Below are 15,808 nucleotides of genomic sequence, written 5' to 3'. Positions count from 1 at the left end.
GCCATGCACCGCCGAATCACTGGAAAGCTCGTGATCGCGACCCACAATCCCGGCAAGCTTGCCGAGATGCGCGAATTGCTGGCGCCGCATGGCGTGGAGGCGATCTCGGCAGGCGATCTCGGTCTTGGCGAGCCCGAGGAGACCGGCGACAGTTTTCGCGCCAATGCCGCGATCAAGGCGATTGCGGCAGCCAAGGCCGCCGATCTCCCGGCATTTGCCGATGATTCCGGGCTGGTGGTCGACGCGCTGGACGGCGCCCCTGGCATCTATTCGGCGCGCTGGGCCGGCGAAAACAAGGATTTCATCGCCGCGATGACGCGGATCGAGCGCCTCTTGCAGGAACGTAGCGCCACGGCGCCTGACCGCCGGAGCGCTCATTTCGTCTCCGCGCTCTGCGTCGCCTGGCCGGATGGGCACCTCGAAGAGGTCGAGGCGCGTGCCGACGGAACTTTGGTGTGGCCGCCGCGCGGCACCGCGGGTTTCGGCTATGATCCCATGTTCCTGCCGGATGGCCATACCCGCACCTTCGGCGAGATGACGAGCGTCGAGAAGCACGGGCTGCCGCCGCTCGGACTCGGCCTGTCGCACCGGGCCCGTGCCTTCGTCAAATTGGCGGAGATATGCCTTGACTGACCGGGACCAGGCAGCCTTCGGCGTCTACGTGCACTGGCCGTTCTGCCTGTCGAAATGCCCGTATTGTGATTTCAACAGCCACGTCAGGCATACGCAGATCGATGAGGCGCGCTTTGCCCGTGCCTTTGCGCGCGAGATCGAGACCACCGCGGCGCGCGTCCCCGGCCGCGAAGTGTCCTCGATCTTCCTCGGCGGCGGTACGCCGTCATTGATGCAGCCGCAGACGGTCGGCGCGATCCTGGATGCGATCGGCAAGTATTGGCGCGTCGCTCCCGATGTCGAAGTGACACTGGAAGCCAATCCGACGAGCGTCGAAGCCACACGGTTTCGCGGCTATCGCGCCGCCGGCGTCAACCGCGTATCGCTCGGCGTGCAGGCGCTCGATGATGCCTCGCTGAAGGCGCTGGGGCGATTACACACTGCGCGCGAAGCGCTCGATGCGGTCGCCGTCGCCCGTCAATCTTTCGATCGCTATTCCTTCGACCTGATCTACGCCCGGCCCGATCAAACTCCCGCGATGTGGGCCGACGAACTGAAGCATGCGATCGCGGAAGCCGCCGAGCATCTGTCGCTCTATCAGCTCACGATCGAGGAAGGCACGCCGTTCTTTGGTCTGCATGCCGCAGGCAAATTGCAGACGCCGGACGAGGCGGTCGCGCGCGCGCTTTACGACGTGACGCAAGAGGTCTGTACGCAAGCAGGCCTGCCGGCCTACGAGATCTCCAATCACGCCCGCCTCGGCGCGGAGTGCCGGCACAATCTCGTCTATTGGCGTGGCGACGAATATGCCGGCATCGGCCCGGGCGCACATGGCCGCCTCGACATCAACGGCCGCCGTCACGCCACCGCGACCGAGAAGCGGCCGGAAGCCTGGGTGATGCGCGTCGAAACCAATGGCAGCGGCGTCATCACCGACGAGGTGCTCAACAGCGAGGAGCGCGCCGACGAATTCCTGCTGATGGGGCTTCGTCTCGCCGAAGGCATCGACCCCACGCGCTATGCGTCGCTCTCAGGCCGTGCACTCGACCCGCGCCGCATCGCGGTGCTGCGCGAAGAGGGCGCCATCATCGTCGACACCGACGGACGGCTACGCGTGACCAAGTCAGGTTTCCCGGTGCTGGATGCCGTGGTGGCGGATTTGGCCGCGTAGTCGACGCACAATTCGTAGCCCGGCTGGAGCGAAGCGCAATCCGGGGCCTCTCCATCCGCACGCGACAGAATCCCGGGTTGCGCTGCGCTTCACCGGGCTACAGCCGCTTCATCACGCCCCAAAACTCTTCGGTGAGCCCGCGACCGCCTGGGCGCCGCTGGTCGCAACCTTCATCACCGCAAGGCCGCGTTCGTTGGTGCCGTCAGCGCGGAAGCGGAACAGGCCGTCGATACCGGCGAAGCCGGAAGGATTGGTCAGCGTTTCCTGCTGGAAGCGCTGAGCACCTTGCGTCCGCGCCAGCGCGGCCACCAGCGCAACGCCATCATAGGCGAGCGTTGCGGTGCGCACGGGCTCGGAGCCGTATTTGCTGCGGTAACGTCCCGCGAAGGCGCGGAAGCCGGACGGATCCGGCGCGGCAAACAGACCGCCCTGCAGCGCCTGATTCGCGAACACCCGCGGATTGTCCCACAGGCCGGTGCCCAGAAGCTGGATGTTGCGCAGATTGGCGCCGGCTGCGGTCAGCGCGTCTGCCGTCGCTACCACCGAATCACCGTCATCGGCGAGCAACAGCGCATCGGCCTGGGCGAGCGACTGCGCCACCGTGCGTGCCGGCGTGGCGCGATCGGCGCCGTATTTTTCGAACGCGACGACGCGGCCCTTGCGGCCGGCCACCTGCTTGAACGCGGCCTCGACCACATTGCCATAGGCATTGTCGGGAACCAGCGCGGCGAAGGAGCGCTTTCCAATGCTCGCGGAATATTCGACGATCCGGTTGATGTCGGACTCCGGCAGGAAGCTCAGGAGATAAACGCCGCGTCCCGCCACGCTCGAATCCGTCGAGAACGCGATTACTGAGATACCGCGCCCGCGCGCCACCTGGGCGACGGCCGGCACCGACTGCGCAAACAGCGGGCCCAAAATGATTTCGGCGCCTTCGCCGATCGCCTGCTGCGCGCCCTGGGAGGCGCCCTGCGGACTGCCGCCATCGTCCTTGATCAGGAGCTGGATGTTCGGGTTCTGGAATTCCGCCAGCGCCAGTTCGGCGGCGTTCTTCATCGACTGCCCGGCAAGGCCGGCATTGCCGGCCGCCGACAGCGGCAAGATCAACCCTACTTTGACCTGCCCGTTGCCGATCGCCTGCGGCTGCTGCTGCGGTCCGGCGGGGGCTGCTTCCGGCTGCGGCGAGCCGGACGGACTGGTAAACTGGCTAAGGGTCTGCTGCACCCCCGAGCAGGCGGCCAGCAGGGGAGCACCCAGCATCAGGCCGAGTGCTGTCCGGCGGGTCGCGGCGGAACCTTGCAGACCCGGGGATTTTGGTTTGCGGCTATGCGGGCCCACCATCTCGTCTCTTCTCTTGACCGGCCGTGTTCGGGCCGGGATTCCAACTGCCGAACCAATGGAGGATGGAATCAGGCATATTGTCGGCGAATAGTTAACCAAAACAAAGGGATTATCCCCATGGTGAATTGCCCGCTGTGGACCGCGACCCCCTCACCAAGGCGCAGCACAGCCGCTCCCCCTCCGCAAGACGCAAGCGCGTTATGGCGCCGGCGCTCTCGCACTCTTCGTTCGAGCACGATCTTTCGGAAAACCGGTGTCCACTTTTCCGGATGATGCTCTAGATTGGCACTATGCGCGCAAAAGCCAGCTCAAGATACGGCGCTGACGCCGGGACGGACGTCCCCAACAGGACATTTTCCATCGGCGGTCATGTGCTGAACGCGCCAAAGCCGGTTCCCGGCCTCCATCTGGTTGCAACACCAATCGGAAATCTCGCCGACATCACCCTTCGCGCGCTGGAGACACTCGCCGGCGCGGACCTGATCGCCTGCGAGGACACCCGCATCACCCGCCGTTTGACCGAGCGTTACACGATTGCAGCCGAGCTGACCCCCTACCATGAGCACAATGCGGCCCAGGCCCGGCCAAAAATCCTGCAGCGGCTGGCCGAGGGCGCCGCGATCGCGCTGGTCTCCGATGCCGGCACGCCGCTGATCTCCGACCCTGGCTTCAAGCTGGTGCGCGAGGCCTGCGCCGCCGGGCACCACGTTGTCGCGGTGCCCGGGGCATCATCGGTACTGACGGCGCTCTCGGTCGCGGCGCTGCCGACCGACCGCTTTTTCTTCGAGGGCTTCTTGCCTGCGAAGGAACAGGCCCGGCGCACGCGGCTCTCTGAGCTCGCCAGGATCGACTCAACGCTGGTGCTGTTCGAATCCGGCAGCCGCGTGCAGGAGACGCTTGCCGACCTCGCCGCGATCATGGGCGGGCGCGACGCCGCGATCTGCCGCGAGCTGACAAAACTGCACGAAGAGATCAGGCGCGCCCCGATCGCCGAACTGGCGGCGGCCAGGGACGCGCTGGAGACGCGCGGCGAATTTGTGCTGGTGATCGGTCCGCCGCCGGCGGACGCGCAGGTGATGGGGCAGGATCAGCTCGACGAACTGCTGCGCGCGTCACTCCCGCGCGACAGCGTCAAGGATGCGGTTGCGCATGCAGTCGAGCTTTCCGGCCGGCCGCGCCGCGAGGTCTATGCCCGCGCCCTCGAACTCGCAAAGGAACTGCGGGGCGACGATGGCCAAGAGTGACGGCAGCCCGCCGCAGGAGGCGGACACAAAGCTCGCCTCGCCCGAACGGGTCGCTGCGTTCCGCACCGGGCTATCGGCGGAAAGCCGCGCCGCGGCCTATTTGATGGCCAAGGGCTATCGCATTCTCGCCAAGCGCTTCCGCACGCCCTATGGCGAGATCGACCTGGTGGTGCGCAAGCGCAACCTGCTCGCCTTCGTCGAGGTCAAGGCCCGCGCCAGCTTTGATGAGGCCGCCTATGCCGTCACGCCGCGCCAGCAACAGCGCATCATTGCTGCGGCCCAGGCCTGGCTGATGGCGCATCCCGAACATGCGGAATTCGACATGCGTTTCGACGCCATGCTGATTGCGCCCAAGCATCTGCCGCGCCATCTGTTAGCGGCGTTCGACGCCAGCGCATGACTTCCTCGAGAGACCGGACCCAAAGCCCATGAAATTGAACGTCGCCGTCCAGATGGATCCCATTGAGCGCATCAACATCCGCGGCGATTCGACGTTCGCGCTGCTGCTCGAAGCGCAGAAGCGCGGCCACGGCATTTCCTACTACACGCCTGACAAGCTCTCGCTGCGCGGCGACGCGCTGGTGGCGCCGGTGCAGGTCCTTTCCGTGCGCGACGAGATCGGCGATCACTTCACGCTCGGCGAGCCGAGGCGCGAGCCGCTGACCAATTTCGACGTGATCCTGCTGCGGCAGGATCCGCCGTTCGATCTCGCCTACATCACCTCGACGCATTTGCTCGAGCGCCTTCACCCGAAGACCCTGGTCGTCAACAATCCTGCCAGCGTCCGCGATGCGCCGGAAAAGCTGTTCGTGATGAACTTTCCGCAGCTCATGCCGCCGACATTGATCTCGCGCGACCTCGACGAGATCAATGCGTTCCGCGACGAGCATGGCGCCGTCGTCATGAAACCGTTGCACGGCCATGGCGGCGCCGCGGTGTTCCGCGTGATGCCCCAGGACATGAATTTCGGCTCGCTGTTCGACATGTTTTCGGTGACGTTCAAGGAGCCCTGGGTGATCCAGCGCTTCCTTCCCGAGGTCAAGCATGGCGACAAGCGCATCATCCTGGTCGACGGCGAATTCGCCGGCGCCGTCAATCGCGTGCCGGCGGCGGACGATTTGCGCTCCAACATGGTGCGCGGCGGCGCGGCGCAGTCGACCGAACTCTCCGACTGCGAGCGCAAGATCTGCACGACGCTCGGCCCGGCCTTGCGCGAGCGTGGCCTGTTGTTCGTCGGCATCGACGTGATCGACGGCTATCTCACCGAGATCAACGTCACCTCGCCAACCGGCATCCGCGCTATCTCGCGGCTCGGCGGTCCGGACGTGGCCGCCAGGATCTGGGACGTGATCGAATCAAAGCGCACGAAATCGTAAGGCCCGTTCGTCTTCCTTCCTCTCTGAGACCTCTTGTCAGCTTGCGGCAGCGGGCGCAGCATGCCCCCGCTCGCCTTCAGGTCGCGGGGCAGGACCTGTTCGCGGGCGGCAACGCGGCGACTTGCCAAAGATAACTCGACAAAAATGTGGAGGAAAAGCATGACGATCAATGTCTCGCGAAGGTCACTGCTCGCGCTCGGCGCCGGCCTTGGTGCAAGCACGCTGCTCGGCGGCAGCGCGCTGGCACGCGCGCCGAAACTCGGCACGCAAACGCCTTATTGGCACCGCTTCATTCTCGGCGATGCCGAAGTCACCGTCGTCTCCGACGGCCCGCTGCCGCTCGGCGATCCCTCCGGCACGTTTACCGGCGTGCCGAAGGAAGAAGTGAAGAAGATGCTGTCGGACAATTTCCTGTCGCCCGACAATGTCGTGCTGGAGCAGAATTCGCCGATCGTGAACACCGGCGACAAGCTGATCCTGTTCGACACCGGCATGGGCACGTCGAAAGCGTTCGGTCCGACCACCGGCCGCCAGCAGAAGAGCATGGCGGAGGCTGGCATCAAGCCTGAGGACATCGACGCCGTCGTCTGCTCGCATGCGCATATCGACCACATCGGCGGCATCGTCGATGCCAACGACAAGCCGCTGTTCCCGAACGCGCAGGTCTATATCGCGCAGAGCGACTTCGACTACTGGACCGACGAAGGCAAGATGGGCAGCCCGCTGAAGGACTTTGTCATTCACGCGCGCAAGAATCTCGTGCCGGTCCGCGACCGCCTGGTGTTCTTCAAGGACGGCCAGGAATTCCTGCCCGGCGTGCAGGCGATCGCAGCGCCCGGCCACACTGTCGGCCACCACATCTTCATGGTGAGCTCGGCCGGCAAATCCTTCGCCTTCCTCGGCGATCTCTCGCACCACGCGGTGCTGCTGCTGGAGCGGCCGCGGATGGAATTCTCCTACGATACCGACCCGAAACAGGCGGCGGCTTCGCGGGTGAGACTGCTGGAGATGCTGGCGGCCAACAAGACCCCGGTGATGTCCTATCACTTCGCCTGGCCCGGTTACGGCCATGTCGCCAAGGTCGGCGACGGCTTCCATTATTATCCCGAACCGATGCAGATGACGCTGTAAGCCTGCCCGGGCTCTGGGACGGCCGCGCGGCAGGTCCCGGAGCCCGCGTTCCCGTAATGTTCTTGCGCTTGGCGCTGCCTTCGGCTACCCTCGATTGTGGCAAGGGGGCAGCATGGTTCAACGCGTTTCCACCGTCGCTTTCGAGGGGATCGAGGCTCGCGCGGTCGACGTGCAGGTGCAGGTCGCGCCGGGATTGCCGGCTTTTGCGATCGTGGGCCTGCCGGACAAGGCGGTTTCCGAAGCGCGGGAGCGGGTTCGCTCGGCACTGATCGCCTCAGGCCTCGCTTTGCCGGCGCGGCGGATCATCGTCAATCTGGCGCCCGCCGACCTGCCCAAGGAAGGCAGCCATTACGACCTGCCGATCGCGCTCGGGCTGATGGCGGCGATCGGGGCCATCCCGCCGGATGCGCTCAACGGCTTTACGGTGCTGGGCGAGCTCGGGTTGGACGGCTCGATCGCGGCGGTCGCGGGCGTATTGCCGGCGGCGATCGGCGCCAATTCGCGCGACGAGGGGCTGATCTGCCCGGCGGCCTGCGGCTCGGAGGCGGCGTGGGCGAGCCCGGACATCCAGATCATCGCCGCACACTCGCTGATCCAGATCGCCAATCACTTCAAGGGCACGCAGGTACTGTCGCGCCCACAGCCGAAGGTGCATGAGCAGAAGGAGACGCTGCTCGACCTCCGCGACATCAAGGGCCAGGAAAGCGCCAAGCGGGCGCTCGAGATCGCGGCGGCGGGCGGGCATCACCTCCTGATGATGGGCTCGCCCGGCGCCGGCAAATCGATGCTGGCAGCGCGGCTGCCCTCGATCCTGCCGCCGCTGTCGCCGTCCGAGCTGCTGGAAGTCTCGATGATCGCCTCGGTGGCCGGCGAGATCCGCGACGGCGCCTTGACCGCGCGGCGGCCGTTCCGCAGCCCGCATCATTCCGCCAGCATGGCGGCGCTCACCGGCGGCGGCATGCGCGCCAAGCCCGGCGAGATTTCGCTCGCGCATCAGGGCGTACTGTTCCTCGACGAACTGCCGGAATTCGATCCGCGCGTACTGGATTCGCTGCGGCAGCCGCTGGAGACCGGCGAGGTTTCGGTTTCGCGCGCCAACCATCGCGTCACCTATCCGGCGCGCTTCATGCTGGTGGCGGCAATGAATCCGTGCCGCTGCGGTCATGCCTATGAGCCCGGCTATGCCTGCAAGCGCGGGCCCATCGACCGCTGCACCGCCGATTACCAGATGCGCATCTCTGGTCCGCTGATGGACCGCATCGATCTGCGGATCGAGGTGCCGGCGGTGACTGCCGCCGACCTGATCCTGCCGCCGCCTTCTGAAGGATCGGCGGAAGTGGCGGCGCGGGTTGCTGCCGCGCGCGACATCCAGCTTGCGCGCTATGCCGCCGCCGGCATGCCCAACGTCCGCACCAACGCCGAGGCACCGTCATCGCTGCTTGAGACCATCGCCCAGCCGGACGCGCAGGGCCAAAAACTGTTGCGTGATGCAGCCGAGACCATGCGCCTCACCGCGCGCGGCTATCACCGCGTGCTGCGCGTCGCGCGCACGCTCGCCGATCTCGATGGCACGGAGAAGATCGGCCGATTGCACCTCGCGGAAGCGCTGTCCTACCGCGCGCTGGCCGACGATATCAGGCGCGCGGCGTAGAGCGCGTCCAGCAGTTTCGCGTCAACGCGACGGTAACCAGTTCTCTTTACACTCCGCCAACCATAAGTCCGCGCAATTCCAGCCGGCTGCGGTTGAGTGAGTGGTGTCATGTTGCGTTTGAAGATTCTGGCCTCGGTCGTGCCGCTGGCCGCGTTCGCGCTTGTTGCCCGCGGTGAATTGCTGCCGGGCTCGCACCCCTGCATCGAGGCCGGCGGTGCCACCATCCAGATCGCATCGCTCCCCTGGCTCGCCCAGCTCCATGTCAGCTTCACGGACGATCCGGCTACCGCCACCGTGCGGGTCCAGATCTCCGATAGCGCGGAAGCCGCCGATTTCACCGTCATCGATGATGTCGATGATAGCGAGCCCGGCGCCTGCGAGAGCAGCGGCGTCCCACAACTGGTCGCGATCTCGGCCAATCCTACGGCAACCGATCCCGTGATCTATCTTTCGCAGGACGGCCCGGCCGATTACCGGATCTTCGTTCATTCAAAGAGCTTCTCGGTGCGAGATGCCGCGGCGCTGATCGTCGGCGCGCATGGTGGGCACCGCCGACTGCAGGCCGCTTCGCTGTAGCAACGATCGTTAACGCATTATCAACCCTGTTCGCATCGCGGGCCGGAACGCGACGCCGTCTCAAGCACTTTGCAAGGTCGCCGACGCATCGTCGACCCAACATGCGAGGTGGCCCAAGCTGCCAGCCTCCAAAGCAGGTGATCAGGGGATCGGCGATGACGTGGACCTATCGGCTGAAGCTCCGCCTGCTTCGGTTCGGGCGGCGTCACGCCTGGATCGTCTTCACCCTCCGCGCCTTCCTCGTGTTCGCCGCGGTCTTCACCGGTGGCTATGCATTGCTCATTGGCGCGGTTTCCGACCGTGACCCACGTTCCATCGCTGTGGGTGTCAGCTTGCTGTTCGCGCTCACATGCGTGGCGCTGGTCGTGCTGAGTGTCCGGCTGCGGCTGATGCGCGGCAAGCTGCGCATGATCGCCGAGCACAACGAGGCGCTCGCCGACCGCAATTGGGAACTGCAGGAAGCGGAGCAACGTGCCCGCAGCCTGTTCGAATCGCAAAGCGACCTGATCGTGCTGCGCGACGCCGATGGCATGATCACCTTCGTCAACGACGCCTATTGCGACCTCGCAGGAAAAACGCGCGGTGAACTGATCGGCAGCCATTTCGCCTTCGAGGTACTGGAACAGGGCAACACTGCGCTGGAGCCAAGCGGCACCCGCGTCTACGACCAGAAGATCGCGCACCGCTCCGGGCCGCGCTGGATCGCCTGGCGCGAGGGCCTCGTCCGCACCGATGCAGGACGGCCTGCGGAGATGCAAAGCGTCGGGCGTGACGTGACCGACCGCACCGAAAGCGAGCGCGCGCTCGCTGACGCGCGCGATCAGGCCGATGCGGCCAACCGCGCCAAGTCGCGCTTCCTCGCAATGGCGAGCCACGAGATCCGCACCCCGCTGAACGGCATCATCGGCATGAGTGGCCTGTTGATGGATACGCCGCTGACGCCGGAGCAGATGACCTACGCCAAGGCGGTGAAGACCTCCGGCGACGCGCTGCTGTCGCTGATCGAAGAACTGCTGGACTATTCCAAGATCGAAGCCGGCAAGATCGATCTCGAAGAGGGCCCGTTCGCGCTTTCGAAACTGATCGAGGACATCACCGAACTGCTGGCGCCAAGGGCGGAAGCCAAAGGAATCGAGATCGCCGCCTATATCGATGAGCGGTTGCCGATGGAGGTGATCGGAGACGCGGCCCGGCTGCGCCAGGTGCTGCTCAACCTCGCCGGCAACGCGATCAAGTTCACCGCGACCGGCGGCGTCGCCCTCGTCGTCGAGCCCGGCATCCGGCCGAATGAGATCAGCTTCCTGGTGCGCGACACCGGCATCGGCATTGCACCGGAAGCGCAGCAACGCATCTTCCGCGAGTTCGAGCAGGCCGATGAAGGCATCGCGCGCAGCTATGGCGGCACGGGACTGGGCCTCAGCATCAGCGACCGCATCATCAAGCGCATGGGCGGCTGCATCGTGCTTGCAAGCACGCCGGGCGCGGGCTCGACCTTCGAAGTCTCGATCCCACTCGCCGCTTCCGACGGCAACACCGCGCCCGTGTTCAGCCCGCCCGACCTTGCGGGACGATCGATCATGCTGGTCGCCCCGCAAGGCATCGAAGCCTCGCTGATATCGCGCCGCTTGCAGCGCTGGGGCGCACAGACCTGCATGGTGTCAGATACCACGGTGGCGGAGGCCTTGCTGCCCGAGCGTTCATGGCACGCCGTGCTGATCGACCATGCGCTGGGAGCGGCCGAGATCAGCCGCATCAGTGAAGTGGCGCGGCTGCATGCGACGCAGCGGATCGTGATGTTCACGCCGGCGACCCGGCAGGAGCTGCGACGGTCCGCCGACGCGCCGTTCACCGGCTATCTGGTCAAGCCGCTGCGCGCCGTCTCGCTCGCCGCTCGTCTGACTGCCACGCCCGAGGTCGCGTCGCCGAGCGTCGTCGCGGAGCCCGTTGTGGAGCCGATAGGGGACAGTTCTACGCAGGCCTCACTGTCCGATAAGAAGCTATCGATCCTGGTTGCCGAGGACAATGAGATCAACGCGCTCCTGATGCGCTCGCTGCTGACGCGTCTCGGCCACCAGGTGGTGATGACCACCAATGGCGAAGACGCGCTTCAATCCTGGTCATCGGCGAAATCCACAGGGGCGCCATACGACCTCGTGCTGATGGACGTGCAGATGCCGCAGCTCAACGGCATCGAGACCACCAAACGCATCCGGCAACTCGAAGCCGGCCAGTCCGGCCGAGCAACGCCAATCCTCGCGCTGACAGCCAATACGCTGGCTGAGGATCGCTCCGCCTGCTTCGAAGCCGGCATGGACGGCTTTCTGATCAAGCCGCTCGATCGCGAGAAGCTGGAGGAGGCGCTCGCGGGATTGGCCGCATCACGGCATCTGGCGGCATAGCCACCGCTGCTCCCGCCGTCATTGCGAGCGAAGCGAAGCAATCCATCGCACCACACATGCGGAGGCATGGATTGCTTCGCTTCGCTCGCAATGACGATGCCGGGCGACAGCGAATTATAACCGCCGCAGCGCGACCGTCTCCACCACGTGGTCGGCACCCTTCTTCAGGATCAGCGTCGCGCGCGGACGGGTCGGCAGGATGTTGTCCTCGAGATTAGCGCGGTTGGTGCGTTCCCAGATCGCGATCGCGGTGGCGGTGGCCTCTTCGTCCGACAGCACGGCATAGCGGTGGAAATAGGAGCGCGGGTCGTGGAACGCGGTGTCGCGCAGGGCAAGGAAACGCTTGACGTACCACTCGCGCAACACCGGCTCATCGGCATCGATATAGACAGAGAAATCGAAGAAGTCGGAAACCACCGGCACCGCCTTGCCGTCGCGCGGCAAGCGGCTCGTCTGCAGCACATTGACACCTTCGACGATCAGGATGTCGGGACGATCGATCTCGATGAATTGGTTCGGAACGATGTCGTAGGTCAGGTGCGAATAAACCGGCGCGCGCACCGGCCGCCGTCCGGCCTTGATGTCGCTCACGAACGAGAGCAGCAATTGCTGGTCGTAGCTTTCCGGAAAGCCCTTCTTCTGCATCAATCCCAGACGCTCGAGCACGGCGTTGGGATAGAGGAAGCCGTCTGTGGTGACGAGATCGACCTTGGGTCGCGGCGACCAGCGCGCGAGCAGCGCCTGCAGCACGCGAGCCGTGGTGGACTTGCCGACCGCGACCGATCCCGCGACGCCGATGATATAGGGCATCTTGCGGTCCTGGATGCCGAGGAATTGGCGCTGCGCGTAATAGAGCCGCTGCGTGGAGTCGACATAGATCGACAGCAGCCGCGACAGCGGCAGATAGATGTCCTCGACCTCGTGGATGTCGAGCCGATCATGCATCGAGCGCAGCCGCTCGAATTCGCCTGGCTCCAGCGTCATCGGCGTATCGTCGCGCAATTTCGCCCATTGCTCGCGCGAGAAGATCCGGTACGGATTATATTGCTGGTCGGGTGCCTGAATATCCATGGCCGTGCCCTAACTGAACTATTGCTTGGGCATGATCTTTTCGGAAAACCGGTGCCCACTTTTCCGGATCATGCCCTAGATTCTTCTTTTGACGCGTTTTCTTCACGCGAACCGGTGTCCACTTCGCTCGAAAACGCTTTAGTCACGCTTGCGCGCCGCTTTCTCTTCCAAGCCGGACATGGATGTGCGCTGCGCCAGCGCCGCCTCGACGTCCTCGAGCTTCACGCCGCGGGCCTTCAGCAGCACCAGCAGGTGAAACACCAGATCGGCACTTTCGGCGATGAGATGATTGCGATCGTTCTCGATCGCGGCGATCACGGTCTCGACCGCTTCCTCGCCGAGCTTCTTGGCACAATGCTCTGCGCCCTTGTCGAGCAGCTTCTTGGTATAGGACGCCTCTCCCCCCGACGCTGCGCGGGCATCGATGATGGCGGCCAGATCGTGGACCGTGAAACGCGACATACTCAAGCACCCAGACCGGCCGGACGCCGGCAATTTCCCCCGGAGGGGACTTAGCACTTTTGTGACGGCGAGTCCTAGGGATCGAGACGCATGGGCAGCCCTGCACGCACCATGTGCTCCTTGGCTTGGCGAATGGTAAATTCGCCGAAATGGAATATCGACGCGGCCAGGACCGCGGTGGCGTGACCCTTCCTGATCCCGTCGACGAGATGGTCGAGGTTGCCGACCCCGCCGGACGCGATGACAGGTACGGGGACACTGTCAGCGATCGCCTGCGTCAGCTCAAGGTCGAAGCCCTGCCTTGTGCCGTCCCGATCCATCGACGTCAGCAGGATCTCGCCGGCGCCGAGCGAGACCACCTCCTGGGCATATTCGATCGCCTCGATGCCGGTGGGCTTGCGCCCGCCATGGGTGAAGATTTCCCAGCGGTCGGAACCGCCGGCACGATTGACCCGCTTGGCGTCGATCGCGACCACGATGCACTGCTCGCCGAACTTTTCGGCACCCTCTTTCACGAATTCGCGACGGCTGACCGCCGCGGAATTGATCGACACCTTGTCCGCACCGGAGCGCAGCAGCGTGCGGATGTCGTCGATGGTGCGGACGCCGCCGCCGACGGTGAGCGGCATGAAGCAGGCCTCGGCGGTCCGCCGTACCACGTCCAGCATGGTGCCGCGATTTTCATGGGTCGCGGTGATGTCGAGGAAGCAGAGCTCGTCGGCGCCGGCGGCATCATAGGCGATCGCCGCCTCCACGGGGTCGCCGGCGTCGCGCAGATCGACGAAATTGACGCCCTTGACCACACGGCCGTCCTTGACGTCGAGGCAGGGAATGACGCGGACTTTGAACATGTCGTCTCCTAAGCCGCGGCGCTGGCGCTGCGGATCAGTTTTAGCGCGGCGTCGGGATCGAGTCGGCCGTCATAGAGCGCGCGGCCAACAATGGCGCCGGCGAGTTTCTTGGCGCGTGGCTCCAGCAATCCCTTCACATCATCGATCGAAGCAAAGCCGCCGGACGCGATCACGGGGATCGAGATGCTCTCGGCAAGGGCGATCGTGGCCTCGAGGTTGAGGCCCTTCAAAAGACCGTCGCGGGCGATGTCGGTGAAGATGATCGCGGCAACGCCGGCATCCTCGAAACGCCGGGCGATCTCGAGCGCCGTCACCTCAGAGGTCTCCGCCCAGCCCTGAACCGCGACCTTGCCGTCGCGCGCGTCGAGGCCGACGGCGACGCGGCCGGGATACTTCTTCGCGGCGCCCCTGACGAGCTCGGGGTCACGTACCGCCGCGGTGCCGATGATGACGCGCGCCACGCCCTTATCGAGCCAGGCTTCCACGGTCCGGAGATCGCGGATGCCGCCGCCAAGCTGCACCGGCATCGTCACCGCCTTCAGCATCGCCTCGACGGCCCGCGCATTCATCGGCTTGCCGGCGAAGGCGCCGTCGAGATCGACGACATGCAGATATTCGAATCCCTGCTCGGCGAAGGCACGCGCCTGCGCCGCCGGATCGAGATTGAACACGGTGGCGCGCGCCATGTCGCCCTGCTCCAGGCGCACGCACTGTCCGTTCTTGAGGTCTATGGCAGGAAAGAGGATCACGGCTTCCACTTCAGGAAATTCGAGATCAGCGCCAGCCCGAAGCGCTGGCTCTTCTCGGGGTGAAACTGTGTGCCGATCGCGGTGTCTTTTGCAACGACGGCTGTGACCGGCCCGCCGTAATCGGCGCGCGCCAGCACGTCCTGCTCATTGGCCGCGTTAAGGTGATAGGAGTGCACGAAGTAAGCGTGGCGGCCGTCCGGCCCAAGGGGCAGGCGCTCCAGCACGGGATGCTCGCGCAGCACTTCGAGCGTGTTCCAGCCCATGTGCGGGATCTTCAGGTTCTCCTCGCGGGGCTGGATCTTCTCGACGTCGCCGGCGACCCAGTTGAAGCCGTCGGTCGTCACATGCTCCTTGCCGCGCGTCGCCATCAACTGCATGCCGACGCAGATGCCGAAGAACGGCCGCGCCTTGACCCGCACAGCTTCCGTCAAGGCCTCGAGCATGCCGTCGAGCGCATCGAGGCCTTTGCGGCAATCGGCGAAGGCGCCGACGCCCGGCAGCACGATGCGGTCGGCGCGGAACACCGCATCGGGATCGCGCGTCACCATGATCTTCTGCGGATCTTCCATGCTGCGCGCGGCGCGCTCGAACGCTTTCGCCGCGGAGTGCAGGTTGCCCGAGCCATAATCGATGATGGCAACCGTCATCGCGATCCTCCCGGCTCTGGAAACAACCCGATAATGCCGCCCTGCGGCAGCGGCGGCGGCTTGGAGAACGGCTGGCCCGGGCTGTTCCGCGTCGGCGGCGGGCCACCGCGGTCGACCGACCATTGGTCGTTGACGACGCCGCGATGCGCTGCGGTCCAGCGATCGAAAAAGCGGCGCTCGGCGGATTCCTCGTCATCGGCCACAACGATGTCGAGCTGGCGCCATCTGCCGCGCGACAACGTCCAGCGCTTCAGGCTTGCCGCCTCGAATCCCAAGAGCAGCGCCAGCACGACATCGACGGCCAGGATCGTGCCGCGGCCGATGCCGAGCTTTGCCAGGCCGTAATCGACGGCCGCCATCAGCACGACCCAGCCGATCAGCGCCAGCCACAGCCGGTGCCAAGCCAGCCAGATCACGCTCGCAACCGCCGCCCAGAAATGAAAGCCGTCGCGCACGAAAGTGAACTTGTCGGTTGCCGCAAGATCGGCATTGTTCCCTACGGGGGCATGCACTGTGTAGACCGGCAT

16 protein-coding genes are annotated in these 15,808 nt (G+C 65.3%); 9 read left to right on the top strand and 7 right to left on the bottom strand.

All coding sequences use genetic code 11. From position 1 onward, the window contains the following. The first annotated feature begins 3 nt into the window (after positions 1-3). Positions 4-633, top strand: a complete 630-nt coding sequence (rdgB, locus tag AC5ZGW_RS06770; RefSeq protein ID WP_130225526.1) for an RdgB/HAM1 family non-canonical purine NTP pyrophosphatase — start codon at positions 4-6, stop codon at positions 631-633. Next, positions 626-1,783, top strand: coding sequence for a radical SAM family heme chaperone HemW (gene hemW / locus AC5ZGW_RS06765; protein WP_130225525.1), 1,158 nt, complete (start codon positions 626-628; stop codon positions 1,781-1,783). Before rdgB ends, hemW begins: the two co-directional genes overlap by 8 nt. 111 nt (positions 1,784-1,894) lie before the next feature. Here the strand turns inward: hemW and AC5ZGW_RS06760 are convergent, their stop codons facing one another. Beyond that, entirely contained in the window at positions 1,895-3,124 is a 1,230-nt protein-coding gene (locus tag AC5ZGW_RS06760; protein ID WP_130225524.1) for a penicillin-binding protein activator, read from the bottom strand. Between the two features lie 290 nt (positions 3,125-3,414). On the opposite strand from AC5ZGW_RS06760, the gene rsmI reads away from it, so the two are divergent. From rsmI to AC5ZGW_RS06725, 7 genes are all read left to right on the top strand, one after another. Further along, positions 3,415-4,368 carry a 16S rRNA (cytidine(1402)-2'-O)-methyltransferase gene (gene rsmI / locus AC5ZGW_RS06755; protein WP_130225523.1) on the top strand — a complete coding sequence of 318 codons (954 nt, stop codon included), beginning with the start codon at positions 3,415-3,417 and terminating at the stop codon, positions 4,366-4,368. Further along, the gene (locus tag AC5ZGW_RS06750; protein ID WP_130225522.1) at positions 4,355-4,768 is read left to right on the top strand and encodes a YraN family protein; all 414 of its coding nucleotides are present in this window, start codon (positions 4,355-4,357) and stop codon (positions 4,766-4,768) included. The genes rsmI and AC5ZGW_RS06750 overlap by 14 nt, the downstream gene beginning before the upstream one ends. Positions 4,769-4,796: 28 nt before the next feature. Beyond that, complete coding sequence (gene gshB / locus AC5ZGW_RS06745) at positions 4,797-5,744, top strand: glutathione synthase (RefSeq protein WP_130225521.1); 948 nt, start codon at positions 4,797-4,799, stop codon at positions 5,742-5,744. Positions 5,745-5,903: 159 nt separating this feature from the next. Beyond that, positions 5,904-6,875, top strand: a complete 972-nt coding sequence (locus AC5ZGW_RS06740; RefSeq protein ID WP_130225520.1) for an MBL fold metallo-hydrolase — start codon at positions 5,904-5,906, stop codon at positions 6,873-6,875. 112 nt (positions 6,876-6,987) lie between these two features. Further along, a complete protein-coding gene (locus AC5ZGW_RS06735) occupies positions 6,988-8,526 on the top strand; it encodes a YifB family Mg chelatase-like AAA ATPase (RefSeq protein ID WP_130225519.1) in 1,539 nt (512 codons plus the stop codon). A 108-nt stretch (positions 8,527-8,634) separates the two neighbouring features. Further along, positions 8,635-9,102 carry a hypothetical protein gene (locus AC5ZGW_RS06730; protein ID WP_130225518.1) on the top strand — a complete coding sequence of 156 codons (468 nt, stop codon included), beginning with the start codon at positions 8,635-8,637 and terminating at the stop codon, positions 9,100-9,102. Between the two features lie 155 nt (positions 9,103-9,257). Further along, positions 9,258-11,501 (top strand): PAS domain-containing hybrid sensor histidine kinase/response regulator, encoded by a 2,244-nt coding sequence (locus AC5ZGW_RS06725; protein WP_130225517.1) that lies wholly within the window; start codon positions 9,258-9,260, stop codon positions 11,499-11,501. Positions 11,502-11,615: 114 nt separating this feature from the next. On the opposite strand, the gene coaA is transcribed toward AC5ZGW_RS06725, so the two are convergent. The 6 genes from coaA to AC5ZGW_RS06695 form a co-directional block, all read right to left on the bottom strand. Continuing rightward, on the bottom strand, positions 11,616-12,572 hold the full coding sequence (gene coaA, locus AC5ZGW_RS06720; RefSeq protein WP_028164789.1) for a type I pantothenate kinase: 957 nt from the start codon (positions 12,570-12,572) through the stop codon (positions 11,616-11,618). A gap of 138 nt (positions 12,573-12,710) precedes the next feature. Further along, a complete protein-coding gene (locus tag AC5ZGW_RS06715; RefSeq protein ID WP_130225516.1) occupies positions 12,711-13,034 on the bottom strand; it encodes a phosphoribosyl-ATP diphosphatase in 324 nt (107 codons plus the stop codon). Between the two features lie 74 nt (positions 13,035-13,108). After that, a complete protein-coding gene (gene hisF, locus AC5ZGW_RS06710) occupies positions 13,109-13,885 on the bottom strand; it encodes an imidazole glycerol phosphate synthase subunit HisF (RefSeq protein ID WP_028164787.1) in 777 nt (258 codons plus the stop codon). An 8-nt stretch (positions 13,886-13,893) separates the two neighbouring features. Next, on the bottom strand, positions 13,894-14,634 hold the full coding sequence (gene hisA / locus AC5ZGW_RS06705; RefSeq protein WP_130225515.1) for a 1-(5-phosphoribosyl)-5-[(5-phosphoribosylamino)methylideneamino]imidazole-4-carboxamide isomerase: 741 nt from the start codon (positions 14,632-14,634) through the stop codon (positions 13,894-13,896). Then, positions 14,631-15,281 (bottom strand): imidazole glycerol phosphate synthase subunit HisH, encoded by a 651-nt coding sequence (gene hisH / locus AC5ZGW_RS06700; protein WP_028164785.1) that lies wholly within the window; start codon positions 15,279-15,281, stop codon positions 14,631-14,633. The genes hisA and hisH overlap by 4 nt, the downstream gene beginning before the upstream one ends. Further along, positions 15,278-15,808, bottom strand: a complete 531-nt coding sequence (locus AC5ZGW_RS06695; protein WP_130225514.1) for a DUF2628 domain-containing protein — start codon at positions 15,806-15,808, stop codon at positions 15,278-15,280. Before AC5ZGW_RS06695 ends, hisH begins: the two co-directional genes overlap by 4 nt.

Source organism: Bradyrhizobium sp. Crot121 (genome assembly GCF_059512385.1).
The sequence above is the reverse complement of the archived record's forward strand: the minus strand, read 5'-3'. Positions and strand labels throughout refer to the sequence as shown.

Bases quoted from the DNA above. Each gene is read 5' to 3' on its own strand.
- rdgB (WP_130225526.1), top strand. From the start codon at position 4: ATGCACCGCCGAATCACTGGAAAGCTCGTGATCGCGACCCACAATCCC.
- AC5ZGW_RS06760 (WP_130225524.1), bottom strand. From the start codon at position 3,124: ATGGTGGGCCCGCATAGCCGCAAACCAAAATCCCCGGGTCTGCAAGGT.
- rsmI (WP_130225523.1), top strand. From the start codon at position 3,415: ATGCGCGCAAAAGCCAGCTCAAGATACGGCGCTGACGCCGGGACGGAC.
- AC5ZGW_RS06750 (WP_130225522.1), top strand. From the start codon at position 4,355: ATGGCCAAGAGTGACGGCAGCCCGCCGCAGGAGGCGGACACAAAGCTC.
- gshB (WP_130225521.1), top strand. From the start codon at position 4,797: ATGAAATTGAACGTCGCCGTCCAGATGGATCCCATTGAGCGCATCAAC.
- AC5ZGW_RS06740 (WP_130225520.1), top strand. From the start codon at position 5,904: ATGACGATCAATGTCTCGCGAAGGTCACTGCTCGCGCTCGGCGCCGGC.
- AC5ZGW_RS06735 (WP_130225519.1), top strand. From the start codon at position 6,988: ATGGTTCAACGCGTTTCCACCGTCGCTTTCGAGGGGATCGAGGCTCGC.
- AC5ZGW_RS06730 (WP_130225518.1), top strand. From the start codon at position 8,635: ATGTTGCGTTTGAAGATTCTGGCCTCGGTCGTGCCGCTGGCCGCGTTC.
- AC5ZGW_RS06725 (WP_130225517.1), top strand. From the start codon at position 9,258: ATGACGTGGACCTATCGGCTGAAGCTCCGCCTGCTTCGGTTCGGGCGG.
- coaA (WP_028164789.1), bottom strand. From the start codon at position 12,572: ATGGATATTCAGGCACCCGACCAGCAATATAATCCGTACCGGATCTTC.
- AC5ZGW_RS06715 (WP_130225516.1), bottom strand. From the start codon at position 13,034: ATGTCGCGTTTCACGGTCCACGATCTGGCCGCCATCATCGATGCCCGC.
- hisF (WP_028164787.1), bottom strand. From the start codon at position 13,885: ATGTTCAAAGTCCGCGTCATTCCCTGCCTCGACGTCAAGGACGGCCGT.
- hisH (WP_028164785.1), bottom strand. From the start codon at position 15,281: ATGACGGTTGCCATCATCGATTATGGCTCGGGCAACCTGCACTCCGCG.
- AC5ZGW_RS06695 (WP_130225514.1), bottom strand. From the start codon at position 15,808: ATGCCGGTCTACACAGTGCATGCCCCCGTAGGGAACAATGCCGATCTT.